Origin of the sequence: Pseudomonas sp. PSE14 (assembly GCF_029203285.1) — a bacterium.
GTDB lineage: Bacteria > Pseudomonadota > Gammaproteobacteria > Pseudomonadales > Pseudomonadaceae > Pseudomonas.
This window is the reverse complement of record NZ_CP115669.1, coordinates 1-26939: the sequence shown is the minus strand read 5'-3', so window position 1 is coordinate 26939 and position 26939 is coordinate 1. Positions and strand designations below refer to the sequence as shown.

Genomic DNA, 26939 nt, shown 5'->3' with positions numbered 1-26939 from the left:
CGCGAGCAAGCTCGCTCCTACAGAAAAGCAGGCCGCGCGTTAAAGAACTTCGGCGGCCACCGCATCCACTGCCGCCTTGGCGATGCCGACGATCTCGTCCGCCTCGGCTCGGGTCAGCACCAGCGGCGGGGCGAAACCGAGGATGTCGCCGTGGGGCATGGCGCGCGCGATCATGCCGCGCTCCAGGCACGCCGCCGAAACCTTCGGACCGACCTTCAGCGCCGGGTCGAACGGCGTGCGCGCCTCGCGGTCGGCCATGAACTCCAGCGCCGCCAGCATGCCGTCGCCGCGCACCTCGCCCACCAGCGGATGGCCCTCGAAGGTCTGGCGCAGCTGCTGGTTGAGGTAGCCGCCGACCTCCGCGGCGTTGGCGGTGATGTTCTCCCGCTCGAGGATGTTCAGGTTGGCCAATGCCGCCGCCGCGCAGATCGGGTGGCCGGAGTAGGTCCAGCCGTGGCCCATGGCGCCTTCGCGGGTCGATGCGCTGTCGATCACGTCCCACACCTTCTCGCCGACGATCACCGCCGAGAGCGGCGCGTAGGCGCTGGTCAGGCCCTTGGCCGTGGTGATCAGATCCGGACGCATGCCATAGCGCTGGCTGCCCATCTTGTCGCCTACGCGGCCGAAGGCGCAGACCACTTCATCGGCGATCAGCAGCACGTCGTATTTGGCCAGCACTGCCTGGATCGCCTCCCAATAGCCCTTGGGCGGAACGATGATGCCGCCAGTGCCCATCACCGGCTCACCGATGAACGCGGCCACGGTGTCCGGGCCTTCGGCGAGGATCAGGTTTTCCAGCTCCTGGGCGCAGTGGCGGACGAAGGTCGCCTCGTCCATGCCGGCCGGCGCCTTGTAGAAGTGCGGGCAGAGCGTGTGCTTGACGCCTTCCACCGGCAGGTCGAAGTGCTGGTGGAAGCTCGCCAGCCCCGTGAGGCTGCCGGTGACGATGCCCGAGCCGTGGTAACCGCGCTGGCGGGAGATGATCTTTTTCTTCTGCGGCCGGCCCAGCACGTTGTTGTAGTAGCGCACCAGCTTGACCTGGGTTTCATTGGCGTCGGAGCCGGAGAGGCCGTAGTAGACCTTCTTCATGCCCGCCGGCGCCCAGTCGCGGATGATCCGCGCGGACAGCTCGATGATCGCCTCGGAAGAGTGCCCCACATAGGTGTGGTAGTAGGCCAGCTGCGTGGCCTGGGCATGGATCGCGTCGGCGACTTCGGTGCGGCCGTAGCCGATGTTCACGCAATACAGGCCGGCGAAGGCATCGAGCAGTTCGCGGCCCTGATGGTCACGGATGCGCACGCCGCTGGCGCCGGTGATGATCCGCCCCGGCAGCGCGCCGCTGGCGTGATCGTGAGCGTGGGTCGAGGGGTGCATGAAGTGTGCGCGGTCGTCTTCGAAGAGCTTGGCGTATTCGGTCATGGCGGTGTTCTCCCGGTCAGATGGCGCCGTGGTGCAAGGCGAAGTACTTGGTTTCGACGAAGGGTTCGAAGCCCTCGCTGCCGCCCTCGCGGCCCAGGCCCGAAGCCTTCATGCCGCCGAAGGGAATGGGATGTCCGGTGAACTTGGCGCCGTTGACCGCCACCATGGCGAACTCCAGGCGCCGCATCAGCGGCCAGATGTGATCCAGGCGTTGCCCACAAAGGTAGGCAGCCAGGCCGTACTCGGTGTCGTTGGCCTGCCGGACGGCTTCGTCCAGGTCGTCATACGCGCTCACGCCGGCAATCGGTGCGAAGTTCTCCTCGCGCCAGATGCGCATCTGCGGGGTGACGTCGGCCAGCACCGTCGGTTGGTGGAACCAGCCGCCCAGCGCATGGGGTTCACCGCCGGCGAGCAGGCGCGCGCCCCGGGCGATGGCGTCCTGCACGCGCTCGCAGGTGACCTCGAAGGCGCCCTGGTGCATCAGCGGGCCGATCTGGCTGCGCGAGTCGCTGGCCGGGCCGACGCGCAGTTCACGCACGGCGCGGGCGAAGCGCTGCAGGAAGGGTTCGTAGAGTTCGCGGGCGACCAGGATGCGGTTGGCCGCGCAGCAGTCCTGCCCGGAGGTCTGGAACTTGGCGTCGATGGCGAACTTCACCGCCTGCTCCAGATCGGCGTCGGGCAGCACGATGAAGGGCGCGTTGCCGCCTAGTTCCAGGGCGACCTTCTTCACATCCTGGGCGGCCGCTTGCAGCACGAGCTTCCCTACGCGGGTCGAGCCGGTGAAGCTCACGGCACGCACGCGGCTGTCGCCGACCAGGGTTTCCATGGCCATCTGCGGCTCGCCGAGCACGACGTTGAACACACCGGCGGGGAAGCCGGCCTCTTCGGCCAGTTGCGCCAGGGCGAAGGCGGAGTAGGGCGTCTCGTGGGCCGGCTTGACCACCACGGTGCAGCCGGCGGCGAGCGCGGCGGCGGCCTTACGGGTGATCATCGCGCTGGGGAAGTTCCACGGCGTCAGCAGCGCGGCGACGCCAACAGGTTCGACCACCGTGCCCAGGTGCGCGCCGGGAATGTGGCTGGGGATGTTGCGGCCGTTCAGGCGGCGCGCTTCCTCAGCGAACCAGGGGATGAAGCTGGCGGCGTAGTCTATCTCACCGAGGGATTCGGCCAGTGGCTTGCCCTGTTCCAGGCTGAGGATCTGCGCGAGGTCGTCGCGGTGCTGGCGGATCAGCTCGGCCCAGCGGCGCAGCAGCGCGCCACGGTCATCCAGGCTGCGTGCACGCCAGGCGGGAAAGGCGGCGGCGGCCGCATCGACGGCACCGACGATCTGCTCGCGGTCGAGCAGCGGCACATGGCCGATGGCTTCGCGGGTGGCGGGGTTGTCGACGGCGATGCTGGCGCCGCTGGCGCTGTGCAGCCAATGGCCGTTCACGTAGCAGAGCGACTTGAACAGCAGGGGATGGGCGTAGGACATGGCGGCGGCTCCTCATGCGGATGGCATGGGAACCATCCTAGGGGCCGCGGGCGCACGGTTTTTTCCTAAGCGGGGGACGGCGGCGGCAAATCTTTTTGCAGTTCTGCCGCCGCTGTTGGGCTTTTTCGGGTGGGCTCAGATGGCCGCGGGTTGGCGCCGCAGATTGCGGGTAATGGCGCTGAGCAGCATGCCGTAGAGCGGCACGAAGAGCATCAGCATGACCGCCAGCTTCACGCCGTAGTCGACCCAGGCGATCTCCACCCAGTGCTCAGCCATGAAGGGGTTGTCGCTGTGCCAGAAGGCGATGGAGAAGAAGGTGAAGGTGTCCAGCAGGTTGCCGAACAGGGTCGAGACCACCGGGGCGATCCACCACTGGCGCATCCGACGCAGGCGGTCGAAGACCTGGATGTCGAGGACCTGGCCGAACACGTAGGCCAGGAAGCTGGCCAGGGAAATCCGCGCGACGAAGGTGTTGAATTCGCCCAGGGAAGCGAGGCCTCTGAAGGCGCCTTCCTGGAAGATCACCGAGATGACGTAGGAAGCCAGCAGCGCCGGGATCATCACCCGCGCGATGACCAGCCGCGCCGGGCGCTTGCCGAGCAGGCGGACGGTGAGGTCGGTGGCCAGGAAGATGAACGGGAAGCTGAACGCGCCCCAGGTGGTGTGCCAGCCAAAGAGGGTCATTGGCAGCTGCACCAGGTAGTTGCTGGCGATGATGATCAGGATGTGGAACGCGACCAGGCCGGCGAGTGCGCCGCGCCTTGCCGCCGGAAGGGATGCCGACATGCTTCGGGCCTTTTTCGTCGATGGGGTGAGGGAACCCATGCCCGGCACCATGCCGAGCGGCGCGCAGTGTATACGATCCGGACCCGGAAGTCAGGTTTTATTGCGCAAAATTTGTTCAATACCGAGATATGCCGCCGGGCAAACCTGTAGGACCGAGGGGGGCGCCTAGCCCTTGCTCGCGAACCGCCTCACGCCAGCGTCGTCGGGAATTTGTTCGCGAGCAAGCTCGCTCCTACGAAAAGCGTCAGGCGCCTTCCAGTGCTTCGGCGGGAATCGCCGCCTCCTGCGTCTTGATCACCTTGGTGACGATGTAGGTGAAATACCGCTCGATCCCCACGTCCTCCAGCAGCAGCTGGTCGATGAAGCGTTGGTAATGGTCGATGTCGCGCGCCTGGATCATCGCGATGTAGTCCACTCCGCCGCCGGTGGCGTAGCAGAAACCGACCTCCGGCGCCTGTTGCAGGCGCTGCTCGAAGCGCTTCATGTCCTGCGCGGTGTGCCGCGCCAGGGTGATTTCCACCAGCACCTGCTGCTGTTTGAACAGCGCCGACCAATCGATCTGCGCGCGGTAGCCCTTGATCAGCCCGGCTTCCTCCAGCTTGCGCACGCGCTCCCAGGCCGGGCTGACCGAGAGGTTGATCGCCTCGGCCAGGCTCGACTTGGTGATGCGTCCGTCGCTGGCGAGGATACGCAGGATTTTCAGGTCGTAGCGGTCGAGCTTGATCATGGCTGCCTCCCCAACGGCTCAGTCGAGCACTTCGGCGACCACCGCAAGGGTATCGCCGATCTGCACCAGCCCGGGGAAATGCCGTGCGGCAAGGACGCCGCTGCGCTTGGCGCAGTACTCCACCGGGGCTGCTCCGGTACGCAGCACGTCGTGCACCCGCGCCAGCACCTCGCCGCGCTCGACCCGGTCGCCCAGGTCACGACACATCTCCAGCAGCCCACCATGTTCGCTGGCGACGAAGCAGTCGCCGTCGGGCATGTCGAGCATCACCGATTTCGCCGGCTCGACCTTGCCGCGCAGGATGCCGGCCTGCACCAGCACGTTGCGCACGCCGCGACGGGCAATGGCCACAGTGCGGGCCGTGCTGCTACCTCCGCCGCCCAGTTCGGTGGTGACGAACAGCTTGCCCTGTTCCTCGGCGGCGCTGTCGTACATACCCACGGCGTCCAGCTCCAGCATGCGCATGGCATAGGGCGCGGCGAAGGCACGCATGAGTGCCTCGCTGGCTTCCTGCTGGGCCTTGTCCGGCAGCACGTGGCAGGCGGCGAAGGGCAGGAAGTCCAGCGTCCGCCCGCCGGAGTGGATATCCAGCACCACATCCGCCAGCGGCAGCAGGGTGCGCTGGAAGTAGTCGGCGATCTTCTGCGTCACCGTGCCGTCCGGGCGGCCGGGGAAGCTGCGGTTGAGGTTGCCGGCGTCGATGGGCGAGGTGCGCTTGCCGGCGAGGAATGCCGGGGTGTTCATGAACGGCACGATGATCACCCGGCCGCGCACGTGCTCGGCGCGCAGCTCCTGGGCCAGGCGGCTGAGCGCCACCGGGCCTTCGTACTCGTCGCCGTGGTTGCCGCCGGTAAGCAGCGCGGTGGGGCCGTCGCCGTTCTTCACCACGCAGATGGGGATCATCACCGCGCCCCAGGCCGAATCGTCCCGCGAGTAGGGCAGCTTGAGGTGGCCGTGCTGCACGCCATCGCGCTGGAAGTCGACGCTGGCGGAGATGGGATTCTCACGAAGCTGAGTCATTGCTCACTCCTTGACGAACAACTGGCGCGGGTAGTCGCAGAAGGTCTCCACGCCGCGCTCGGTGATGAGGATGCTCTCGGTGATCTCCAGGCCCCAGTCGTCCATCCATAGGCCGGGCATGAAGTGGAAGGTCATGCCCGGTTCGAGCACGCTGTTGTCGCTCGGGCGCAGGCTCATGGTGCGTTCGCCCCAGTCCGGTGGGTAGCTGATACCGATGGGGTAGCCGCAGCGGCTGTCCTTGTGGATGCCGAACTTCTCCAGCACGCCGAAGAAGGCGCGGGCGATGTCGCCGGTGGTGTTGCCCGGCTTGGCCGCGTCCAGGCCGGCGGCGATGCCTTCGACCACGGCTTTTTCCGCGTCGAGGAAATGCTGCGGCGGCTTGCCGAGGAACACGGTGCGCGACAGCGGGCAGTGGTAGCGCCTGTAGCAGCCGGCGATCTCGAAGAAGGTGCCGGCGCCGCGCTCGAAGGGCGTGTCGTCCCAGGTCAGGTGCGGCGCGCTGGCGTCCGCGCCGGTGGGCAGCAGCGGGACGATGGCGGGGTAGTCGCCGCCGTGGCCGTCGGCGCCGAGGATGCCGGTGCTGTAGATCTCGGCGACCAGCTCGTTCTTGCGCATGCCCGGCTCGATGCGTTCGACGATGTGGGCGTGCATCTTCTCGACGATGCGCGCGGCGACGCGCATGTACTCGATCTCGCGCGGGGACTTCACCGCGCGCTGCCAGTTCACCAGGGCGGTGGCGTCGACGAACCTGGCGTTCGGCAGGTTGGCCTGCAGCGAGCGGAAGGCGGCGGCGCTGAAGTAGTAGTTGTCCATCTCCACGCCGAGGGTCTTGTTCGCCCAGCCGCGCGCGGCGATGACCTCGCGGGACAGGTAGTCCATCGGGTGGCGCTCGGTGGACTGCACGTAGTGGTCGGGGTAGCCGACGATGTTGTCCGCCTGCATGAACACGGTGCGCCGCGCGCCGTTGGCGTCCTGGCCACGGCCGAACCAGACCGGCTCGCCGTCCTGCGCCAGCAGCACGCACTGGTGCACGTAGAAGGACCAGCCGTCGTAGCCGGTGAGCCAGGCCATGTTCGACGGGTCAGTGACCAGCAGCAGCTCGATGCCGCGCTCAAGCATGCTGGCGCGGACCTTGGCGATCCGCTGGGCATATTCCTCCCGGCTGAAGGGGAGGTTGACGACGATTTCGGACATGCGGAAATCCTCTTTCGGGTGTCAGGTTTTGTGTAGGAGCGAGGGGGACGCCTAGTTCTTGCTCGCGAACCCGCCCAGCGTTGGCGCGGCCGGTGAATCCGTTCGCGAGCAAGCTCGCTCCCACAAGTCAGTGCTCAGCTGTGGAACTTGAATCCCTTGCCCATCCGCTGCGCCCGCTGGAAGGCCAGGCCGGCGATGGCGGTGTCCTGGGCGCCGGTGCCGGTGAGGTCGCAGAGGGTGATGTCCTCGGCGCGACGGCGGCCTGCGCGCTGCCCGGCGATGACCTGGCCCAGTTCGGCGAAATCGGCATCGAGACTAACGTTGCCGGCCTCCACCGCATGGTGCAGTTCGCCCAGCACCAGGGTCTGGCTGAGTCGGTCGGCGACGTAGCAGTCCACCGCCGCCAGCGCGTCTGCGGCGACCTCGTTCTTGTGCTCGGCGTCGGAGCCCATGGCGGTGATGTGCAGGCCGGGGCGCAGGTGTTTTTTCTGGATCAGCGGCTCGCGGCTGGGCGTGGTGGTGATGGCGATGTCGGCGCCTTCCAGCGCTTCGTCGACGCTGGCGCAGGCGGTGACCGGAATGCCCAGGCTGGTGCTCAGTTCTTCCGCGCATTGCCGAGCCTTGGCGATGTCCCGCGCCCAGACGCTGGCGCCTTCGACGGGACGCACCAGGCACAGCGCCTTGAGCTGCAGCCGCGCCTGTTCGCCGGCGCCGATCAGCGCGACCTGGCGCGAGTCCTCGCGGGACAGCCACTTGGCCGCCACCGCGCCGGCGCAGGCGGTGCGCACGGCGGTGAGGTAGCCGTTGTCCAGCAGCAGCGCATCGAGCAGCCCGGTTTTCGAGGAGAGCAGCATCATCATGCCGTTGAGGCTGGGCAGGCCGAGCCTGGGGTTGTCGAAGAAACCGGGGCTGACCTTGATGGCGAAGCGCGGCAGGCCGGGCAGGTAGGCGGTCTTCACGTCCACTTCCCCGTTGTGCTCGGGCACGTCCAGGCGAAGGATCGGCGGCATCGCCACCGGCGCGGTGGCGAGCAGGCGGAACGCGTGTTCGACGGCGTCGAGGCTTTCGTGGTCGAGCGCCACGCAGGCGCGCAGGTCGGCTTCGCTGAGCAGGGTGACGTCAGCCATGGATGGATTCCTCGAGGATGCGTTGGTGTTGTTCGATGGCGATGTTGCGGCCGCTGACGATCACCACCACCGGCCCGACCGGGGCGATCAGGCCGTCCAGCAGCGCGGCGATGCCGACCGCGGCGGCGCCTTCCACCACCTGCCGCTCCTCGCGGTAGGCGTGACGGATACCCGCGGCGATGGAGTCTTCGTCGAGCAGGTGCAACTGGTCGCAGTAGTCGCGGGCCAGGGCGAAGGTGTAGCGGTTGTCCAGGCCGATGCCGCCGCCAAGGGAGTCGGCCAGGGTCGGCAGTTCTTCCACTTCCACCGGGTGGCCGGCGGCAAGGCTGGCGGCCATGGCGGCGCCGCGCCGCATGCTGATGCCATGCAGGCGGATATTCGGGTCGAGGTGTTTGAGTGCCAGCGCTACGCCACCGAACAGGCCACCGCCGGAGAGCGGGACCAGGACCTGGCGGACGTCCGGCAGTTGTTCGAGGATTTCCAGGCCAAGGGTGCCCTGGCCGGCGATGATCTGCGGGTGATCGAAGGGCGGCAGCAGCGTCGCGCCCTGCTCGCGGGCGATACGTTCGGCTTCGGCCTGGGCGTCGTCCTGGCTGTGGCCGACGATACGCACCTCGGCGCCGAGTTCGCGGATCGCCTGGACCTTGTTCGCCGGCACCAGCTGCGACAGGCAGACGGTGGCGGGCACGCCGAGCATGCGGGCGGCATGGGCCAGCGCCCGGCCGTGATTACCGGTGGACGCGGCGACCACGCCCTTGGCTTTCTGCTCATCGCTGAGCTGGGCGATCGCGTTGCTGGCGCCGCGCAGCTTGAAGCTGCCGGTGATCTGCTGCGATTCGAGCTTGAGGTACACCGGCACGCCGAGCAGGCGCGACAGGCTGGGTGAATGCTCCAGCGGCGTCTGCCGCACCAGGCCCTGGATGCGCTGGCGTGCGCGGTACAGCTCGACGAGGTGAATCGGCTCCATCTCGACCTCCGGGTATGCAGTTGGGCCGAGTGTAGGGGCGGGAAATTGTCGCGATGAATGTACTAGGACGATGTAGTCGCCAGCGGTGATTTCCGCATGTCGGAGCGCAAGAGCCGAGAGCTTTCGTAGGGCGCATAACGCGCCAGCGTTATCCGCCGCAGGAAGCGGGCGGGGAAAGGGCTGAGGCCCGCGCGGAATGTTTCAGGTAGGAGCGAGCTTGCTCGCGAACCCGCCCAGCGTCAGAGCCGACGGGGAGTCCGCTTCGCGAGCAAGCTCGCTCCTACAAAAGAGCCACCTGTTCAGCGTTAGAAATCGTGAATCTTCGGGTACTGCCCGAACAGTTCGCGCATGTCTTCCAATGCAGAAACCATGCGCTCGTCGCTGCACTCCGCACCCATGCACAGGCGTATCGCACGCGGTCTTGGCGTACCGCGCACCATGAAGGGATCGGGTGGTGTGACGGCGATATGCCGATGGCGCAGCTCGCGCACCAGGCTATCCAGCTCCCAGTGCTCGGGAATGCCGATCCAGGCACTGAGGGAGTGCGGATCGCGGCCCAGCAGAGCGTCGCCCAACCACTCCTGCACCCATCCCTGGCGCTTCTCCAGCACACGGCGTTGCAGCGCGATCAGCGCCTGGGCGTTGCCGTTGTGAATCCACCGCGAGGCCACCTCGGCCAGCAATGGCGTGGCCATCCAGCTATTCACCCGCAGGATGCTTTCGGTGCGCAGCGCCAGCCGCCGGGGCATGGCGAGATAGCCGATGCGCAAGCCGGTCAGCACGCTCTTGGTGAAGCTGGTGCAGTAGAAGGACAGGTCCGGCAGGTAGTGGCTGAGCGGGGGCGGGCGGCGATCGCCAAGTAGCGGGCCGTAGACGTCGTCCTCGATCACGTGCACGCCGTAGCGCTGGGCGATGGCGGCGATCTCGCGGCGGCGCGAGTCGGGCATCAGGCTCGATGTGGGGTTGTTCAGGTTCGGCGTGCACACCAGCGCGGTGATGCGTTCGTTGGCGCAAAGATCCTCGAAGTGTTCCGGGTCGATGCCTTCGCGGTCGATCTCCACGCCCTTCAGGGTAAAGCCCAGCACCTGGGAGTTGCCGATCACACCGTGGTCGGTGAGCTGTTCGCAGAGCACCACGTCGTCCGGCCCGGCGAGGGAAGCCAGCGCGAGGAAGATGCCGTGGGCGGCGCCGTTGGTGATCAACACGTCGTCGCGCTCGCGCTGCAGGCCCTGCTGCGCCAGCCATTGCACGCCGGCGTCGCGGTGGGCGTCGAAGCCAGCCACCGGGCGGCAGGCGCGCATCCACGGCTGGTCGGTTTCCTGCGCCAGCGTGCGGCAGGTTTCCTGCCACAGGCGGTCGTGCTCGCGGGTATGCACGATGCTGGCGATGGAGAAGTCCACCAGGGCGCGCTCGGGGTGGTCGACCATGTAGTGCGCCATGCCTTCGGTCATCCGCCGCGAGACGAAGCTGCCGCGCCCCACCTCGCAGCGCACCAGGCCCTGGCGCTCCAGTTCCTTGTAGGCGTTGGTCACCGTCTGCACGCTGATCCCCAGGCCGTCGGCGACCTGGCGCTGTGGTGGCAGGCGCTGGCCGTCGCTGAGCAGGCCCTGCTCGATATCGCCGGCAATGGCCTGAACCAGGGTCTTGTACTTGGATTCGCCGACCCTCAGGTCGGCCAGGGCGCGACGCCAGGCTTCCATCTTGAGCGCTCCATCTGGTCAGGCGCTCAGAGTGACCGACCAGCACACCGGCGGCAATTGTCCTAGTGCAATGTTGACGCACACCCCCGCTTTGTATGCTCGGGTGCAGGACATCGGACCGCATTGTCAGGCCCGTGCAGAAAAAACCAGCAGATGCGTTCGTCGCAACGGTGGCTTTTTCCCGCCGCGAGCTTGTCGATCGGTAAGAGCCGCAAGACGGCCGGGCTTAGTCTGGCGTCGTTGCCCCATCACCTCGCCTGGCGAGTGAACTTCGGAAGGCCCCGCAGGGGCCCTGCCAACAAGAACAATAGTCGTACGACATTGCTACCTGCCATCCAGCGCCGCGCGCCGAACGCGCCGGCAAGACGATCAGGAGATCCGAAGATGAGTACCGCCCCTGTTTTGCTGCACCGCCTGAGCCTCGCCTGTACCCTCGTCGCCTGTGCGCTGGCCAGCGCCGGCAGCTACGCCCAGACCACTCTCGAACGCATCCAGAGCACCGGCACGGTGCGCATCGGCTACGCCAACGAAGCGCCGTTCGCCTACACCGAGACCTCCGGCAAGGTCACCGGCGAATCCCCGGAAATCGCCAAGCAGATCTTCACCAAGATGGGCGTGAAGAAGATCGAGCCGGTGCTCACCGAATGGGGCGCGCTGATCCCCGGCCTGCGCGCCGGTCGCTTCGATGTGATCGCCGCCGGCATGTACATCACCCCGCCGCGCTGCCAGCAGGTGATCTTCACCGACCCGCACTACCAGATCCCCGACTCGCTGCTGGTGAAGAAGGGCAACCCGAAGAACCTGCACAGCTACGCCGACGTGAAGAACAACCCGGACGTGAAGCTGGCGATCATGTCCGGCACCGCTGAACTGGGCTACGCCCGGGCCGAGGGCGTGGCGGAAGAGCAGATCGTCCAGGTGCCCGACACCACCGCCCAGTTGCAGGCCGTGCGCGCCGGCCGCGCCGATGCCAGCGTCGGTACCGCGCTGACCATGAAGGGCCTCGCGGCGAAAGGCGGCGATTCGGTAGAAGCCATCGCCGACTTCAAGGATGACCCGTCGCACATCGGTTACGGCGCCCTGGCCTTCCGCCCGGACGACAAGGACCTGCGCGACGCGGTGAACGCACAGCTCAAGCAGTGGCTGGGCAGCGCCGAGCACCTGGCGACGGTCAAGCCGTTCGGCTTCGACAAGTCCAACGTCACCGACAAGACCGCCGCCGAGCTCTGCAAACAGTGACCGGGCAGGGCGCGGCTCTGCCTTAGCGCGCGCCCGCCTGGCCGTTCCGTCGAACCTGTCGTTACGGGATGCGTATCATGGGTGAATTGCTTCCTCTGCTGCTGGAGGGCGCCTGGGTCACCGTCCAGGTGACCCTCTTCGGCTCCCTGCTGGCGGTCATCGCCGCCGTCATCGCCGCGCTCGGCCGGCTCTCGCCGTGGCCTGCGGTGCGCTGGCTGGCGATCGGCTACATCGAGCTGTTCCGCGGCACCTCGCTGCTGGTGCAGTTGTTCTGGCTGTACTTCGTGCTGCCGCTGCCACCGTTCAATCTCGAAATGAGCGCCTACAGCGTGGCGATCCTCGGCCTGGGCCTGCACATCGGCGCCTATGGGGCCGAGGTGATGCGCGGCGCCATCGGCTCGGTGCCCAAGGGGCAATACGAGGCGGCGCTGGCGCTGAACATGACGCCCTTCACGCGCTTTCGCCGGATCATCCTGCCGCAGGCGCTGCTCTGTGCGATCCCGCCGGGCACCAACCTGCTGATCGAGCTGCTGAAGAACACCTCGCTGGTGTCGCTGATCACCCTTTCCGACCTGACCTTCCGCGCTCGCCAGCTCGACCAGGCGACCTTCGAAACGCTGAAGATCTTCGTCCTCACCCTGGTGCTGTATTTCGTCATGGCCCAGATCATCGTCTTCCTCATGCGGCGCGTGGAGCGCTGGTTGGGGCATGGCCGAATCCGCGGAGGCCTGTGATGAAACTCTTCGACTGGGACTTCGCCTGGCAGATTCTGCCGCAACTGCTGCACGCCTCGCTGCGCACCATCGCCATCACCCTGGTGGGCTTCGCCCTGGCGGTGGTGTTCGGCCTGCTCTTCGCCATTGCCCGACGCAGCCGGCACTTCTGGCTGTCGTGGCCGGCGGCCTGGCTGATCGAGTTCATCCGCAGCACGCCACTGCTGATCCAGGTGTACTTCCTGTTCTACGTGCTGCCGACCTACGGGCTGAACATGACCGCGCTGGTGGCCGGCACGCTGGGCATCGCCCTGCACTACGCCTGCTACACCGCCGAGGTCTACCGCGCCGGCCTGGAAGCGGTGCCGCGAGGACAGTGGGAAGCGGTGACGGCGCTGAACTTCTCGCCCTTCAAAGCCTACCGCGAGGTGATCCTGCCCCAGGCCATCCGCCCGGTGCTGCCGGCGCTGGGCAACTACCTGATCGCCATGTTCAAGGACACCCCGGTGCTCTCCGCGATCACGGTGGTGGAAATCATGCAGCAGGCGAAGAACATCGGCTCCGACAGCTTCCGCTACCTGGAGCCGATCACCCTGGTCGGGGTGTTCTTCCTGCTCATCAGCATCAGCCTGGCCGGCGTGGTCCGCCAGGTGGAAAAACGCACGGCGCTGCCATGACTGATTCTTCCGGAGGAAAACCGATGACTGTTCACTCCCTGCAAGCAGCTGGGGTCATGTCCCCCCGCGTGACCACCCAGGATGCGCCGGCCGCGCGCGCCGAGACTGCCCAGCCCATGGTGAGCTTCCGCAACGTGTGCAAGAGCTATGGCAGCTTCAGCGTGCTCAAGGACCTCAACCTGGAAGTCGGCGCCAACGAGAAGGTCGCCATCATCGGCCCCAGCGGTTCAGGCAAATCGACCCTGCTGCGCGCGCTGATGACCCTGGAGACCATCGACAGCGGCGTGATCTCGGTGGACGGCGAGCCGCTGACCCACCTGATGCGCAACGACAGCCTGGTGCGCGCACCGGAAAGCCATGTGCGCCGGGTGCGCAGCAAGATCGGCATGGTCTTCCAGAGCTTCAACCTGTTCCCGCACATGACGGCGCTGCGCAATGTGATGGAGGCACCGGTGCAGGTGCTCGGCATGCGCCGCGACGAAGCCCGCCAGCGCGCGGTGGAGTTGCTGGAGATGGTCGGCCTGGGCGACAAGCTCGACCACTATCCTTCGCAGCTCTCCGGCGGCCAGCAACAGCGGGTGGCCATTGCCCGCGCGCTGGCGATGCGGCCGAAGGTGATGCTGTTCGACGAGGTGACGTCAGCGCTGGACCCGGAGCTGTGTGGCGAGGTGCTCAACGTGGTGCGCCGGCTGGGCACCGAGCACAACCTGACCATGTTGATGGTCACCCACCAGATGGGCTTCGCCCGCGAATTCGCCGACCGCGTGTGCTTCTTCCACCAGGGCAACATCCTCGAACAGGGCAGCCCGCAGCAGCTGTTCGGCCATCCGCAGCATGAGCGGACGCGGGCGTTCCTCAGCGCGGTGAACGAGGCCAGTTGATTACCTGCCGAGGTCCCCTGTAGGAGCGAGCTTGCTCGCGAACCCCAGCCCCACAGGGGGATTTGTTCACGAGCAAGCTCCTATGAAAGGCAGATATCAGGCGTTGTCGACGAAGCGAAAACCAGCGCCCTCGGCGTCGGTGCGCATCACTTCCATCTCCAGGATCGGCGCATCGAAGGGCATGTCCTGCACCTGGCCATTCACTCGTATGCCGGCGGCCAATCCGGCGAGCATTTCATGGCGCACGTAGACACCGCCGTCGGACAGGTCACGGGTATGGCCGAACACCTCGCCCAGGCTGGGATGGCTGATCTTGATCCGGCACTTCATCGGGGTACGCGGGTGTTGCCGTTGGTTGGCCATGGATGGCATCCGTCCTGAATGTCAGCGCACTAATGGGCCTGAAAGCGGGGGCCCAGGTCAAGCCGGCGGTTGCCGCAGCCGGGAAGGGCGGCGCAGCGCCGCCAGTCCAGGGCCAGCGCCGGTAACGCGGACTGCCTTCAATACCACTTCGCCTCGCCCTGTGGACGCTTCTTGAAGCGCTTCATGGTCCACATGTACTGGCTCGGGTAGGCGCGCACGTAACGGGCCAGCTCGCGGCTCAAGGCGGCGACCGAGACTTCCATGTTCTTGTCGTACATGTCCGCCGGCGCGGCTTCGAGGATCACCTTGTAGCCGCTGCCATCGGGCAGGCGCACCGCGTGGAAGAACACCCCGCGCGCCTTGCCGCGCGAGAGCAGGGAGGGCACGAACTTGCTGGTCAGCGCGGTGGTGCCCAGGTAGGGCACGAACAGGCCCGAGCCCAGGTCCGGCTCCGGGTCGCAGGGAATGCCGACGCAGCCGCCGTTCTTCACTTCCTTGATCACGCTCTTGATGCCTTCGGGCGTCGAGGGCGCGACACGGTTGCCCAGCTGCACGCGCTGCTTCTTCAACAGCTCGTCCACCGCCTTGAGCTTGGGCGGGCGGTAGAAAATGATCGGCTTGGCGTAGGAGCAGTAGAAATGGTTGAGCACTTCCCAGTTGCCCAGGTGGCTGGTGATGCCGACCAGGCCATCGCCGGAGGCCAGCGCTTCTTCCAGCACTTCCATGCCTTCCACTTCGAGGATGTACTGCAGCGACTTCTGCGGCGACCACATCCAGGCGCAGGCGCTTTCGGTGAGCGTACGGCCGATATCCATCAGGCTCTGGCCGAGCAGCTTCTCCAGCTCCGCCTGGGACAGCTCGGGGAAGCAATGCGCCAGGTTGGTCCGCGCCACCTCGCGGGAACGGTTGGGAATCTTCCACATCAGCCAGCCAATGCCCGCGCCCAAGGCCCCCACCGCGCGCCACGGCAGCATGGCGAACAAGCGCAGGAAGCCCACCACCAGTGCGCCCTTGAATTTCTCCACGGGAAACTCCTTCATTCAGAGGCGCACATTCTAACCAGCGGCGAAGAGTGAAGGCGAAAGGCACTTGGCAAACAGCGCGTAGGGGGTACAACCGTTCGCGGTTGTACGCCGGTTCAGCTGATCCGTACCCGTGCTGGGGCAGCGCCTGGATCAGGCCCTGGCAGAGTGGGGAACCAGGGCCTCGGCGTATAACGCAGAGCGTTATACGCCCTACGCGCCGGTCAGCTCCGAGTAGCGGTCGCAATCGGTGGTGTGGTCCATCACCATGCCGGTGGCCTGCATGAAGGCATAGCAGATGGTCGGGCCGACGAAGGTGAAGCCGGCCTTGCGCAGCGCCTTGCTCATGGCCTCGGCCTCGGGCGTCACCACCGGCACCTGGCCACGTTCGCTGAAGTGGTTGACCTTGGGCTGGCCGCCGACGAAGGACCAGAGAAAGCCCACTGGATCGGGCAGCTTCAGCCAGGCCTGGGCGTTCTGCCGCGCCGCCTTGAGCTTGGCGAGATTGCGGATGATGCCGGGGTCCTGCATGCGCGCCTCGATCTCCTCGTCACTCATGCGCGCCAGGCGCTCCGGGTCGAAACCGAACAGCACCTCGCGATAGCGCTCGCGCTTCTTCAGCACGGTGATCCACGACAGTCCGGCCTGAGCGCCCTCGAGAATCAGCATCTCGAACAGCGCCCGCGCATCGCGCTGGGGCACGCCCCACTCGGCATCGTGGTAGGCGATATACAGCGGGTCGTCGTTGCACCAGAAGCAGCGGGGCATGGCAGTCGTCCTGACAGGGAAAATCCGACTATAGCCAATCCACTGTATGAAAACACAGTCATCCGACGGATTTTGCTGCCACTTCGTGATCTTTCGCTGGATGCCCGGAAATCGCTGTGAGCCCCAAGCTGCAAGCGTCTTGGGGTATACTGCCGGGTTTTAGTCGCATACCCAGCACAGGTGAAATTCGTGAGCCAGACTACGCCCGCCGTGCCCACCTTCCAGGACCTGATCCTCGCCCTGCAAAAATACTGGGCTGATCAGGGCTGTGTGGTGCTGCAGCCCTATGACATGGAAGTTGGCGCCGGCACCTTCCACACCGCCACCTTCCTCCGCGCCGTGGGCCCGGAAACCTGGAACGCGGCGTACGTGCAGCCCAGCCGCCGTCCCACCGACGGCCGCTACGGCGAGAACCCCAACCGCCTGCAGCACTACTACCAGTTCCAGGTGGTCCTCAAGCCCAACCCGGAGAACTTCCAGGAGCTGTACCTCGGCTCGCTGAAGGCCATCGGTATCGACCCGCTGGTCCATGACATCCGTTTCGTCGAGGACAACTGGGAATCGCCGACCCTCGGCGCCTGGGGCCTGGGCTGGGAAATCTGGCTGAACGGCATGGAAGTCACCCAGTTCACCTACTTCCAGCAGGTGGGCGGCATCGAGTGCTACCCGGTCACCGGTGAGATCACCTACGGCCTGGAGCGCTTGGCGATGTACATCCAGGGCGTCGATTCGGTGTACGACCTGGTCTGGGCCGACGGCCCGTTCGGCAAGGTCACCTACGGCGACGTGTTCCACCAGAACGAAGTGGAGCAGTCGACCTACAACTTCGAACACGCCAACGTCGAGAAGCTGTTCGAACTGTTCGACTTCTACGAAAGCGAAGCCAACCGCCTGATCGAGCTGCAGCTGCCGCTGCCGACCTACGAGATGGTCCTGAAGGCCTCGCACACCTTCAACCTGCTGGACGCCCGCCGCGCCATCTCGGTGACCGAGCGTCAGCGCTACATCCTGCGTGTGCGCACCCTGGCCCGTAACGTGGCACAGAGCTACCTGCAGGCCCGCGCCCGCCTCGGCTTCCCGATGGCCACCGCCGAACTGCGTGACGAAGTACTGGCCAAGCTGAAGGAGGCCGAATAATGAGCGCGAAGGATTTCCTCGTCGAACTGGGCACCGAAGAGCTGCCACCCAAGGCGCTGAAGAGCCTCGGTGAAGCCTTCCTGGCCGGCATCGAGAAGGGCCTGAAGGCCGCCGGCCTGACCTACGCCGCCGCGCGCTGCTACGCCGCGCCGCGTCGCCTGGCCGTGCAGATCGACCAGCTCGCCGTGCAGCAGCCCGACCGCACCGTGAACCTCGACGGCCCGCCGCTGCAGGCCGCCTTCGACGCCAACGGCAACCCGACCCAGGCTGCCCTCGGCTTCGCCAAGAAGTGCGGCGTGGACCTGGAGCAGATCGACAAGAGCGGCCCGAAGCTGAAGTTCAGCCAGAGCATCGCCGGCCAGCCGGCCGTGGACCTGCTGCCGGGCATCGTCGAAACCTCGCTGAACGAGCTGCCGATTCCCAAGCGCATGCGCTGGGCCGCTCGCCGCGAAGAGTTCGTGCGTCCGACCCAGTGGCTGGTGATGCTGTTCGGCGACGCCGTCGTCGACTGCGAGATCCTCACCAGGAAGGCCGGTCGCGAATCCCGTGGCCACCGCTTCCACAACCCGGACAACGTGCGCATCTCCAGCCCGGCCAACTACCTGGAAGACCTGCGCAGCGCCCACGTGCTGGCCGACTTCGCCGAGCGCCGCGAGATCATCGCCAAGCGCGTCGCCGAACTGGCGGCCGAGCAGAAGGGCACCGCCGTGGTTCCGGCCGACCTGCTGGACGAAGTGACCGCCCTGGTCGAGTGGCCCGTGCCGCTGGTGTGCTCCTTCGAGGAACGCTTCCTCGCCGTGCCGCAGGAAGCCCTGATCACCACCATGCAGGACAACCAGAAGTACTTCTGCCTGCTGGATGCCAACGGCAAGCTGCTGCCGCGCTTCATCACCGTGGCCAACGTCGAGAGCAAGGCACCGGAGCACATCATCTCCGGTAACGAGAAGGTCGTGCGTCCGCGCCTGACCGACGCCGAGTTCTTCTTCAAGCAGGACCAGAAGCAGCCGCTGGAAGCCTTCAACGCCCGCCTGAAGAACGTGGTGTTCCAGGCCCAGCTGGGCACCGTGTACGAGAAGGCCGAGCGTGTTTCCAAGCTGGCCGCCTACATCGCCGAACGCATCGGCGGTGACGCGACCAACGCCGCCCGCGCCGGCATCCTCTCCAAATGCGACCTGGCCACCGAGATGGTCGGCGAGTTCCCGGAGATGCAGGGCATCGCCGGTTACTACTACGCCACCGCCGGTGGTGAGGCCAAGGACGTCGCCCTGGCGCTGAACGAGCAGTACATGCCGCGCGGCGCTGGCGCCGAACTGCCGACCACCCTGACCGGTGCCGCCGTAGCCGTGGCCGACAAGCTCGACACCCTGGTCGGCATCTTCGGCATCGGCATGCTGCCCACCGGCAGCAAGGACCCGTATGCCCTGCGCCGTGCCGCCCTGGGCGTGCTACGCATCCTCATCGAGAAGCAACTGGACCTGGACCTTGCCGACGCCATTGGCGTGGCTGTGGCCCAGTACGGCGACAAGGTGAAGGCCGCCGGTCTGTCCGAGCAGGTGCAGGACTTCGTCTTCGACCGCCTGCGCGCTCGTTACGAAGACGAGGGCGTGGACGTTGCCGTGTACCAGGCCGTGCGCGCCCTCAAGCCGACCGCGCCGCTGGACTTCGACCAGCGCGTGCAGGCCGTGCAGGCCTTCCGTCAGCTGGCGGAAGCCGAGGCCCTGGCGGCCGCCAACAAGCGTGTGTCGAACATCCTGGCCAAGGCGGAAAGCGAGGTTCCTGCCGCCGTCAACGCCAGCCTGTTCGCCGAGACCGCCGAGAAGGCCCTTGGCAGCGCCGTAGCGGCTGCCGAAGGCGAAGTGGCTCCGCTGGCCGCGGCTCGCGACTATCGCGCAGCCCTGGCCCGTCTGGCGGCCTTGCGCGCGCCGGTCGATGCCTTCTTCGAGGAAGTGCTGGTCAACGCGGACGACAGCGCCGTGAAGGCCAACCGCTACGCGCTGCTGGCCAAGCTGCGCGGGCTGTTCCTCGGCGTCGCCGACATCTCGCTGCTGGGCTGATGCCCACCTGAAAGCCGGGAGTTCGCAACGGTTCGCCGTGACGAACTCCCGGCTTTTTCATTTCCGACTTTTTCCCAGCGTCTGACTTATCGAAGCGCCCATGAAGCTACTGATCCTCGACCGCGACGGTGTCATCAACCAGGACTCCGACGAGTACATCAAATCCCTCGACGAGTGGATTCCGATCCCCAGCGCCATCACCGCCATCGCCCAGCTGAGCAAGGCTGGCTGGACCGTCGCGGTCGCCACCAACCAGTCGGGCATCGCCCGGGGCTACTATGACCTGGCGACCCTGGAGAGCATGCACCAGCGCCTGCGCGAACTGGTGATGGAGCAGGGCGGTGAGCTCGGGGTGATCGTCTACTGCCCCCACGGCCCCGACGACGGCTGCGACTGCCGCAAGCCGAAACCCGGTATGCTGCAGCAGATCGCCCGCCACTACGGCTTGGAACTCCACGGTATCTGGTTCGTGGGTGACAGCCGGGGTGACCTGGACGCCGCGCTGGCCGTCGATTGTCAGCCAGTGTTGGTAAAGACCGGCAAAGGCGAGCGCACCCTGGGCAAAGCCTTGCCCGAGGGCACCCTGGTATTCGACGATCTGGCGGCAGTCGCTGCCCATCTACTTTCCTGAGGATTCATCACAGTGCAGGCCATCAGAACCGTTCTCTTCTACCTGCTGCTGTCGTTCAGCGCCTTCGTCTGGGGCACCCTCAGCCTGTTCATCGCACCCTTCCTGCCATTCCGCGCGCGCTATCGCTTCATCGCCCAGGCCTGGTGCAAGTTCGCGGTCTGGCTGGCCACCTGGATGGTCGGCGTGCGCTATGAGCTCAAGGGTGTGGAGAACATCCCCGAGCAGCCCTGCGTGATCCTGGCCAAGCACCAGAGCACCTGGGAGACCTTCTTCCTCACCGGCTACTTCGAGCCGCTCAGCCAGGTGCTCAAGCGCGAGCTGCTGTTCGTACCCTTCTTTGGCTGGGCCATGGCGCTGCTCAAGCCCATCGCCATCAACCGTGACCAACCCAAGGTGGCCCTCAAGCAGATGGCCAAGCAGGGTGACGAGCGCCTGAAGCAGGGCGCCTGGGTACTGATCTTCCCGGAAGGCACCCGCGTTCCCACCGGCCAGATCGGCAAGTTCTCCCGTGGCGGTGCGGCCCTGGCAGTCAACGCCAACCTGCCGGTACTGCCCATCGCGCACAACGCCGGGCACTGCTGGCCGAAGAACGGTTGGGCGAAATACCCCGGCACCATCCAGGTAGTGATCGGCCCGGCGATGTACGCCGAGGGGGAGGGCGCTCGCGCCATCACCGAGCTCAACCAGCGCGCCGAGAACTGGGTCGTGCAGACCCTGCGTGAGATGGGCGAGCTGCCGCCCGAGGCCACCCCTCAGGCGGTTGCCGAAGCCTCCTGAGACTTTCAGCCGGACAAAAGAAAAGGGCCCCGAAGGGCCCTTTCTTTTTGCCTGCAGATCAGACGTCCAGGTTGGACACCGCCAGGGCATTGCTTTCGATGAAGTCGCGGCGCGGCTCCACGGCATCGCCCATCAGGGTGTTGAACAGCTGGTCGGCAGCGATGGCGTCCTCGATGGTCACCTTCAGCATGCGACGCACGTTCGGGTCCATGGTGGTTTCCCACAGCTGCTCCGGGTTCATCTCACCCAGCCCCTTGTATCGCTGGATGCTGTGGCGCTTGGTGCCTTCGGCCATCAGCCAGTCCAGGGCTTCCTTGAAGCTCGATACGGTCTTCTTGCGCTCGCCCTTCTGCACGTAGGCGCCGTCTTCCATCAGGCTGTTCAGCTTGGCGCCCAGCTCGGTTACCGCGCGGTAATCGTTGCTGGCGAAGAAGTCACGGTTGAAGGTGACGTAGCTCGACAGGCCATGGGCGACCATCTCGACTTCCGGCAGCCACAGGTGACGCTCGCGGTCTTCACGCAGGCTGACCTTGTAGACCAGGCCGGACTTCTCGACGGCCTTCAGGCGCGCCTGGTACTGCTCCAGCCAGGACTGCATGGCGGCCTGGTCACCCAGCTTTTCCACCTCGATGCGCGGCAGGTAGACGAAGTGCTCGGTCAGGTCCTGCGGGTACAGACGGGACAGGCGGGCGAGGGTACGCATCACTCCGCGGTACTCGTTGACCAGCTTCTCCAGCGCTTCGCCGGACAGGCCCGGAGCGCTTTCGTTGACGTGCACGCTGGCTTCTTCCAGGGCCGACTGGGTCATGTATTCCTCCATGGCCACGTCGTCCTTGATGTACTGCTCCTGCTTGCCTTTCTTCACCTTGTACAGCGGCGGCTGGGCGATATAGATGTAGCCGCGCTCGACCAGCTCGGGCAGCTGACGGAAGAAGAAGGTCAGCAGCAGGGTACGGATGTGCGAACCGTCGACGTCAGCATCGGTCATGATGATGATGTTGTGGTACCGCAGCTTGTCGATGTTGTACTCCTCGCGACCGATACCGCAGCCCAGCGCGGTGATCAGGGTACCGACCTCCTGGGAGGACAGCATCTTGTCAAAGCGAGCCTTCTCGACGTTGAGGATCTTGCCCTTGAGCGGCAGGATCGCCTGGGTCTTGCGGTTACGGCCCTGCTTGGCAGAACCGCCCGCGGAGTCACCCTCCACGATGTACAGTTCGGAGAGGGCGGGGTCCTTCTCCTGGCAGTCGGCGAGCTTGCCCGGCAGGCCGGCGATGTCCAGCGCGCCCTTGCGGCGGGTCATCTCACGGGCCTTGCGCGCGGCCTCTCGGGCGCGCGCGGCGTCGATCATCTTGCCGACCACGGCCTTGGCTTCGTTCGGGTTCTCCAGCAGGAAGTCGGCGAAGTACTTGCCCATTTCCTGTTCCACGGCGGTCTTCACCTCCGAAGAAACCAGCTTGTCCTTGGTCTGGGAGCTGAATTTCGGGTCCGGCACCTTCACCGAAATGATCGCGGTCAGACCTTCACGGGCGTCGTCACCGGTAGTGGCGATCTTGAACTTCTTCGCCAGGCCTTCCTGCTCGATGTAGTTGTTCAGGTGACGGGTGAGGGCGGAGCGGAAGCCCGCCAGGTGGGTACCACCGTCACGCTGGGGAATGTTGTTGGTGAAGCAGAGGATGTTCTCGTTGAAGCTGTCGTTCCACTGCAGGGCGATCTCCACGCCCACACCGTCTTCTTCACGCTGGCAGTTGAAGTGGAAGACCTGGTTCACCGCAGTCTTGTTGGTGTTCAGGTATTCGACGAAGGCACGCAGGCCACCCTCGTACTTGAACAGTTCTTCCTTGCCGGTGCGCTCGTCGCGCAGGACGATGCCCACGCCGGAGTTCAGGAAGGACAACTCACGAATCCGCTTGGCCAGGATGTCCCAGCTGAAGTGGATGTTGTGGAAGGTATCGGGGGAGGGCTTGAAGTGCACCTCGGTGCCCGAGCCCTCGGTGTCACCCACCGGGCGCAGCGGGAACTGCGGAACGCCGTGGTGGTAGACCTGCTCCCAGACCTTGCCTTCGCGGCGGATGGTCAGGCGCAGTTCGTTGGAGAGGGCGTTCACTACCGACACACCTACACCATGCAGGCCGCCGGAGACCTTGTAGCTGTTGTCGTCGAACTTACCGCCGGCGTGCAGCACGGTCATGATGACCTCGGCTGCGGAAACCCCTTCTTCCTTGTGGATATCCACCGGAATACCGCGGCCATTGTCGCGGACGGTAATGGATTCATCGGTGTGAATGGTGATGCTGATCTCGCTGCAGTAGCCCGCCAGCGCTTCGTCGATCGAGTTATCCACCACCTCGAAGACCATGTGGTGCAGGCCGGTGCCGTCGTCGGTATCACCGATGTACATGCCCGGACGCTTGCGTACGGCGTCCAGCCCCTTCAGCACCTTGATGCTGGAAGAGTCGTAGGTGTTCTCGCTCATTCTTCACTCCCGATGGTAGTGTCCTGAGAGACTCGTCCATGTTCCACGTGGAACATCGACACCGGCGTTTCCGTTCGCCAGCCGTCTTTCAATAAGTGCGGGTCGACGCAGGTGATGAATACCTGGCAACCCAGATCTTCGAGAAGCCGGCACAACGATAGCCGATGCTTCTCATCCAATTCAGAAGGCAGGTCGTCCACCAGGTAAACGCATTGGCCGCGCTTGGCCTGGTTGATCAGGTGCCCTTGGGCAATCCGCAGCGCGCAGACCACCAGTTTCTGTTGGCCGCGAGACAGGATCTCCGCGGCATTGTGTCCCCCAAGGCGAATTCTCAGGTCCGCCCTTTGCGGTCCAGCCTGGGTGTGTCCCATCTGCTGATCGCGCAGCAGGCTGGCAGACAATACTTCGCTAAGGTCTCGCTCCTTGTCCCAACCCCGGTAATAGCTCAACGTCAGCTCATCCAGCTGGATAAGCTCCGCCAGCGTCTTCTCGAACTGGGGCTTGAGCGCCTGGATATAGGACCGCCGATAAGCGTCGATTTCGTCGCTCGCCGCGCATAATTCGCGGTCCCAGGCGGCCTGCGAAGCACCGTCCAGTTTACCATGACGGAGCCACGAGTTCCGCTGCCGCAGGGCCTTCTGCAGTCGTTGCCAGGCGACCATGAAGCGTTGTTCCACGTGGAACACTCCCCAGTCGAGGAACTGCCGACGAACCTTGGGTGAGCCTTCGAGCAGGCGGAAGCTGTCCGGGTTGATCAACTGCAGCGGCAGCGTTTCAGCCAGCTGCGCAGCACTGCGTGCATTCTGCCCGTCGATACGTATCTGGAATTCCCCCTGGCGATCCCGGGAAACGCCCAGGCTGCTGTCGAAGCCATTGCCCAGACGCACCTGTCCGAAAACCGTGCAAGCCGGTTCTTCGTACTGGATCACAGGTTGCAGACGAAGGCTACGGAAGGAGCGGGCGAGGCCAAGCAGGTGGATGGCTTCCAGCACGCTGGTTTTGCCGCTGCCGTTTTCGCCGTAGAGGATGTTGATGCGGGGGGAGGGGGAGAAGGTCACCGGGTGCAGGTTGCGCACCGCGGTGACCGAAATGCGGGTCAGGGACATCGATACGCGTCAGAGGCGCATCGGCATGACGACATAGGCCGAGTCGTCGTTATCCGCTTCCTGCACCAACGCACTGCTGTTGGCGTCAGAGAGGATCATGCGCACCTGCTCGGTACCCATCACGCCCAGGACGTCCAGCAGATAGCTGACGTTGAAGCCGATTTCCAGGCTGCCGCCGTTGTAGTCGACCTGCACTTCTTCTTCCGCTTCTTCCTGCTCCGGGTTGTTCGCCTGGATTTTCAGAAGGCCGTTGGAGAGCTGCAGGCGAATGCCGCGGTACTTCTCGTTGGAGAGAATCGCGGTACGGCTGAAAGCCTCACGTAACACCTGGCGATCACCGATGACCAGCTTGTCACCGCCCTTGGGCAGTACACGCTCGTAATCCGGGAACTTGCCGTCGACCAGCTTGGAGGTGAAGGTGAACTCGCCGGTGGTTGCTCGAATGTGGTGCTGGCCGAGGACAATGGACACTTCACCGTCCTGCTCGGTGAGCAGGCGGGCCAGTTCGAGGATGCCCTTGCGCGGCACGATCACCTGGTGGCGATCCTGGGCTTCCGGCACGCCGTTGCTCAGCGAGCACATGGCCAGGCGGTGACCGTCGGTGGCGACAGCGCGCAGGGTGCCGCCACCCACTTCCAGCAGCATGCCGTTCAAGTAGTAACGTACGTCCTGCTGCGCCATCGCGAAGCTGGTACGGTCGATCAGGCGGCGCAGCTTGCTCTGCACCAGGCTGAAAGTCAGCGAGCCGGGGCCTTCCTCCACGGTGGGGAAGTCGTTGGCCGGCAGAGTGGAGAGGGTGAAGCGGCTACGGCCGGCCTTCACCAGGAGCTTCTGCTCATCGACGCGGATGTCGATCACGGCATCGCTGGGCAGGCTCTTGCAGATATCCATCAGCTTGCGCGCCGGCACGGTGATCTCGCCCGGTTCGGCGGCATCTTCCAGGGTGACGCGGCCGACCAGTTCGACTTCAAGGTCGGTACCGGTCAGCGACAGCTGCTGACCTTCCACAACCAGCAGGACGTTGGAAAGAACCGGCAGCGTCTGGCGGCGCTCGACAACGCCAGCGACCAGTTGCAGGGGTTTCAACAGAGCTTCGCGTTGAATAGTGAAATGCATGGTCTAGTCCCTTGCCTCGTGAGGCTGCGTCAGGTGGTCAGAGTACGCAGCAGGTTCTTGTAGTCCTCGCGGATATCCGCGTCGGATTCCTTGAGTTGAGCGATCTTACGACAGGCGTGCAGCACCGTGGTGTGGTCCCGACCACCGAAGGCCACGCCGATTTCCGGCAGGCTGTGGTTGGTCAGCTCCTTGGACAGTGCCATGGCAACCTGACGCGGACGTGCCACCGAGCGCGAACGGCGCTTGGACAGCAGGTCGGCGATCTTGATCTTGTAGTACTCGGCGACGGTGCGCTGGATGTTGTCGATGCTGACCAGCTTGTCCTGCAGGGCCAGCAGATCCTTCAGCGACTCGCGGATCAGCTCGATTGTGATCGGCCTCCCCATGAAGTGGGAGTGGGCGATCACGCGCTTGAGCGCACCTTCCAGCTCACGCACGTTGGAGCGAATGCGCTGGGCGATGAAGAACGCGGCGTCGTGCGGCAGCTCGACCTTGGCCTGTTCGGCCTTCTTCATCAGGATCGCCACGCGGGTTTCCAGTTCCGGCGGCTCCACTGCCACCGTCAGGCCCCAGCCGAAGCGCGATTTCAAGCGCTCTTCCAGGCCTTCGATCTCCTTCGGATAACGGTCGCTGGTCAGGATGACCTGCTGGCCGCCTTCGAGAAGGGCGTTGAAGGTGTGGAAGAATTCTTCCTGGGAACGCTCCTTGCGGGCGAAGAACTGGATATCGTCGATCAGCAGCGCGTCCACCGAACGGTAGAAGCGCTTGAATTCGTTGATGGCGTTCAGCTGCAGCGCTTTCACCATGTCCGCGACGAAACGCTCCGAATGCAGGTACACGACCTTGGCATTGGGGTTCTTCTTCAGCAGATGGTTACCCACAGCGTGCATCAGGTGGGTCTTGCCCAGGCCGACGCCGCCATAAAGGAAGAGCGGGTTGTAGCCGTGCTTGAGGTTGTCCGCCACCTGCCAGGCCGCTGCGCGGGCCAGCTGGTTGGATTTACCTTCGACGAAATTCTCGAAGGTAAAGGTGCGGTTGAGATAGCTGGTGTGCTTGAGCGCACCTTCTACCTGCACGTTGCGTTCGGTTCGAACGGCAGCAGCCGGCATGGCAGCGGCCAACGGATCGATCCCCGGACTGGACTCATCCAGATCGGGCAACGGCTGGACGACAGGCTGCGCCGTCACAGGTTGCGGCTCCGCGACCACCACGGGTGCGGGAGCGACAGCGGCCACCGGCGCCGCCACAACGGCGGGCGCAGGAGACGGCGGCACACTCACATGGCTCTGCGGAACCAGCGCCGGACGGGGTGTCCGGCTGCGGCGACTGCCGATCAGCAGCGACAGCGCCGGGATCTGGCCATTGCCACGCTCACTGAGCAACTCGAGCATGCGCCCCATGTACTTCTCGTTGACCCAATCGAGCACGAAGCGATTGGGTGCATAGACGCGCAACTCCTCACCCTCGGCTTCAACCTGCAGCGGTCGGATCCAGGTGTTGAATTGCTGGGACGGCAGCTCGTCGCGCAGAAGCTCCACGCACTGCTGCCAAAGTTCCACGGACAC

Annotated in this window: 24 protein-coding genes; 8 read left to right on the top strand and 16 right to left on the bottom strand. The window is 65.3% G+C overall.

The genetic code is table 11. The features are described from left to right. Positions 1–39 precede the first annotated feature (39 nt). From O6P39_RS00120 to O6P39_RS00080, 9 genes are all read right to left on the bottom strand, one after another. Positions 40–1419, bottom strand: coding sequence for an aspartate aminotransferase family protein (locus tag O6P39_RS00120; RefSeq protein ID WP_275609473.1), 1380 nt, complete (start codon positions 1417–1419; stop codon positions 40–42). 16 nt (positions 1420–1435) lie between these two features. Further along, entirely contained in the window at positions 1436–2893 is a 1458-nt protein-coding gene (locus O6P39_RS00115; protein ID WP_275609472.1) for an NAD-dependent succinate-semialdehyde dehydrogenase, read from the bottom strand. A 135-nt stretch (positions 2894–3028) separates the two neighbouring features. Continuing rightward, positions 3029–3679, bottom strand: a complete 651-nt coding sequence (locus tag O6P39_RS00110) for a 7-cyano-7-deazaguanine/7-aminomethyl-7-deazaguanine transporter (RefSeq protein WP_275609471.1) — start codon at positions 3677–3679, stop codon at positions 3029–3031. 244 nt (positions 3680–3923) lie between these two features. Continuing rightward, complete coding sequence (locus O6P39_RS00105) at positions 3924–4406, bottom strand: Lrp/AsnC family transcriptional regulator (protein WP_275609470.1); 483 nt, start codon at positions 4404–4406, stop codon at positions 3924–3926. An 18-nt stretch (positions 4407–4424) separates the two neighbouring features. Then, complete coding sequence (gene doeB, locus O6P39_RS00100) at positions 4425–5426, bottom strand: N(2)-acetyl-L-2,4-diaminobutanoate deacetylase DoeB (RefSeq protein ID WP_275609469.1); 1002 nt, start codon at positions 5424–5426, stop codon at positions 4425–4427. Between the two features lie 3 nt (positions 5427–5429). Then, positions 5430–6620 (bottom strand): ectoine hydrolase DoeA, encoded by a 1191-nt coding sequence (gene doeA, locus O6P39_RS00095; RefSeq protein WP_275609468.1) that lies wholly within the window; start codon positions 6618–6620, stop codon positions 5430–5432. A gap of 134 nt (positions 6621–6754) precedes the next feature. After that, positions 6755–7747, bottom strand: coding sequence for a cyclodeaminase (locus O6P39_RS00090; RefSeq protein ID WP_275609467.1), 993 nt, complete (start codon positions 7745–7747; stop codon positions 6755–6757). Then, on the bottom strand, positions 7740–8714 hold the full coding sequence (gene eutB / locus O6P39_RS00085) for a hydroxyectoine utilization dehydratase EutB (protein WP_275609466.1): 975 nt from the start codon (positions 8712–8714) through the stop codon (positions 7740–7742). The genes O6P39_RS00090 and eutB overlap by 8 nt, the downstream gene beginning before the upstream one ends. Positions 8715–9019: 305 nt before the next feature. Continuing rightward, positions 9020–10414 (bottom strand): PLP-dependent aminotransferase family protein, encoded by a 1395-nt coding sequence (locus O6P39_RS00080; protein WP_275609465.1) that lies wholly within the window; start codon positions 10412–10414, stop codon positions 9020–9022. A 384-nt stretch (positions 10415–10798) separates the two neighbouring features. On the opposite strand from O6P39_RS00080, the gene ehuB reads away from it, so the two are divergent. The 4 genes from ehuB to ehuA all read left to right on the top strand — a co-directional run bounded on the left by ehuB (position 10799) and on the right by ehuA (position 13924). Beyond that, complete coding sequence (ehuB, locus tag O6P39_RS00075; protein ID WP_275609464.1) at positions 10799–11653, top strand: ectoine/hydroxyectoine ABC transporter substrate-binding protein EhuB; 855 nt, start codon at positions 10799–10801, stop codon at positions 11651–11653. A 77-nt stretch (positions 11654–11730) separates the two neighbouring features. Further along, positions 11731–12387 (top strand): ectoine/hydroxyectoine ABC transporter permease subunit EhuC, encoded by a 657-nt coding sequence (gene ehuC, locus O6P39_RS00070; protein WP_275609463.1) that lies wholly within the window; start codon positions 11731–11733, stop codon positions 12385–12387. Beyond that, complete coding sequence (gene ehuD / locus O6P39_RS00065) at positions 12387–13043, top strand: ectoine/hydroxyectoine ABC transporter permease subunit EhuD (RefSeq protein WP_275609462.1); 657 nt, start codon at positions 12387–12389, stop codon at positions 13041–13043. The genes ehuC and ehuD overlap by 1 nt, the downstream gene beginning before the upstream one ends. A gap of 56 nt (positions 13044–13099) precedes the next feature. Next, positions 13100–13924 (top strand): ectoine/hydroxyectoine ABC transporter ATP-binding protein EhuA, encoded by an 825-nt coding sequence (gene ehuA / locus O6P39_RS00060; protein WP_275609461.1) that lies wholly within the window; start codon positions 13100–13102, stop codon positions 13922–13924. A 96-nt stretch (positions 13925–14020) separates the two neighbouring features. Here ehuA and O6P39_RS00055 read toward each other — a convergent pair whose 3' ends face one another. From O6P39_RS00055 to O6P39_RS00045, 3 genes are all read right to left on the bottom strand, one after another. After that, the gene (locus tag O6P39_RS00055) at positions 14021–14287 is read right to left on the bottom strand and encodes a PilZ domain-containing protein (RefSeq protein ID WP_275609460.1); all 267 of its coding nucleotides are present in this window, start codon (positions 14285–14287) and stop codon (positions 14021–14023) included. Between the two features lie 137 nt (positions 14288–14424). Next, the gene (locus O6P39_RS00050; RefSeq protein WP_275609459.1) at positions 14425–15312 is read right to left on the bottom strand and encodes a lysophospholipid acyltransferase; all 888 of its coding nucleotides are present in this window, start codon (positions 15310–15312) and stop codon (positions 14425–14427) included. 210 nt (positions 15313–15522) lie between these two features. After that, positions 15523–16077: a DNA-3-methyladenine glycosylase I gene (locus O6P39_RS00045; RefSeq protein WP_275609458.1), complete on the bottom strand. Its 555-nt coding sequence runs from the start codon at positions 16075–16077 to the stop codon at positions 15523–15525. A 189-nt stretch (positions 16078–16266) separates the two neighbouring features. Here O6P39_RS00045 and glyQ point away from each other — a divergent pair, with 189 nt between their 5' ends. From glyQ to O6P39_RS00025, 4 genes are all read left to right on the top strand, one after another. Beyond that, a complete protein-coding gene (gene glyQ, locus O6P39_RS00040) occupies positions 16267–17214 on the top strand; it encodes a glycine--tRNA ligase subunit alpha (RefSeq protein WP_275609457.1) in 948 nt (315 codons plus the stop codon). After that, the gene (gene glyS / locus O6P39_RS00035) at positions 17214–19268 is read left to right on the top strand and encodes a glycine--tRNA ligase subunit beta (RefSeq protein WP_275609456.1); all 2055 of its coding nucleotides are present in this window, start codon (positions 17214–17216) and stop codon (positions 19266–19268) included. The genes glyQ and glyS overlap by 1 nt, the downstream gene beginning before the upstream one ends. A 100-nt stretch (positions 19269–19368) precedes the next feature. Further along, the gene (gmhB, locus tag O6P39_RS00030; protein WP_275609455.1) at positions 19369–19899 is read left to right on the top strand and encodes a D-glycero-beta-D-manno-heptose 1,7-bisphosphate 7-phosphatase; all 531 of its coding nucleotides are present in this window, start codon (positions 19369–19371) and stop codon (positions 19897–19899) included. Positions 19900–19905: 6 nt separating this feature from the next. Continuing rightward, complete coding sequence (locus O6P39_RS00025) at positions 19906–20676, top strand: lysophospholipid acyltransferase family protein (RefSeq protein ID WP_275612045.1); 771 nt, start codon at positions 19906–19908, stop codon at positions 20674–20676. Positions 20677–20734: 58 nt separating this feature from the next. Here the strand turns inward: O6P39_RS00025 and gyrB are convergent, their stop codons facing one another. The 4 genes from gyrB to dnaA are packed head-to-tail and all read right to left on the bottom strand — an operon-like array spanning position 20735 to position 26939. Next, positions 20735–23152 carry a DNA topoisomerase (ATP-hydrolyzing) subunit B gene (gyrB, locus tag O6P39_RS00020; RefSeq protein ID WP_275609454.1) on the bottom strand — a complete coding sequence of 806 codons (2418 nt, stop codon included), beginning with the start codon at positions 23150–23152 and terminating at the stop codon, positions 20735–20737. Continuing rightward, on the bottom strand, positions 23149–24258 hold the full coding sequence (gene recF, locus O6P39_RS00015) for a DNA replication/repair protein RecF (protein WP_275609453.1): 1110 nt from the start codon (positions 24256–24258) through the stop codon (positions 23149–23151). The genes gyrB and recF overlap by 4 nt, the downstream gene beginning before the upstream one ends. Positions 24259–24267: 9 nt before the next feature. Beyond that, complete coding sequence (gene dnaN, locus O6P39_RS00010) at positions 24268–25374, bottom strand: DNA polymerase III subunit beta (protein ID WP_275609452.1); 1107 nt, start codon at positions 25372–25374, stop codon at positions 24268–24270. Positions 25375–25403: 29 nt separating this feature from the next. After that, entirely contained in the window at positions 25404–26939 is a 1536-nt protein-coding gene (gene dnaA, locus O6P39_RS00005; RefSeq protein ID WP_275609451.1) for a chromosomal replication initiator protein DnaA, read from the bottom strand.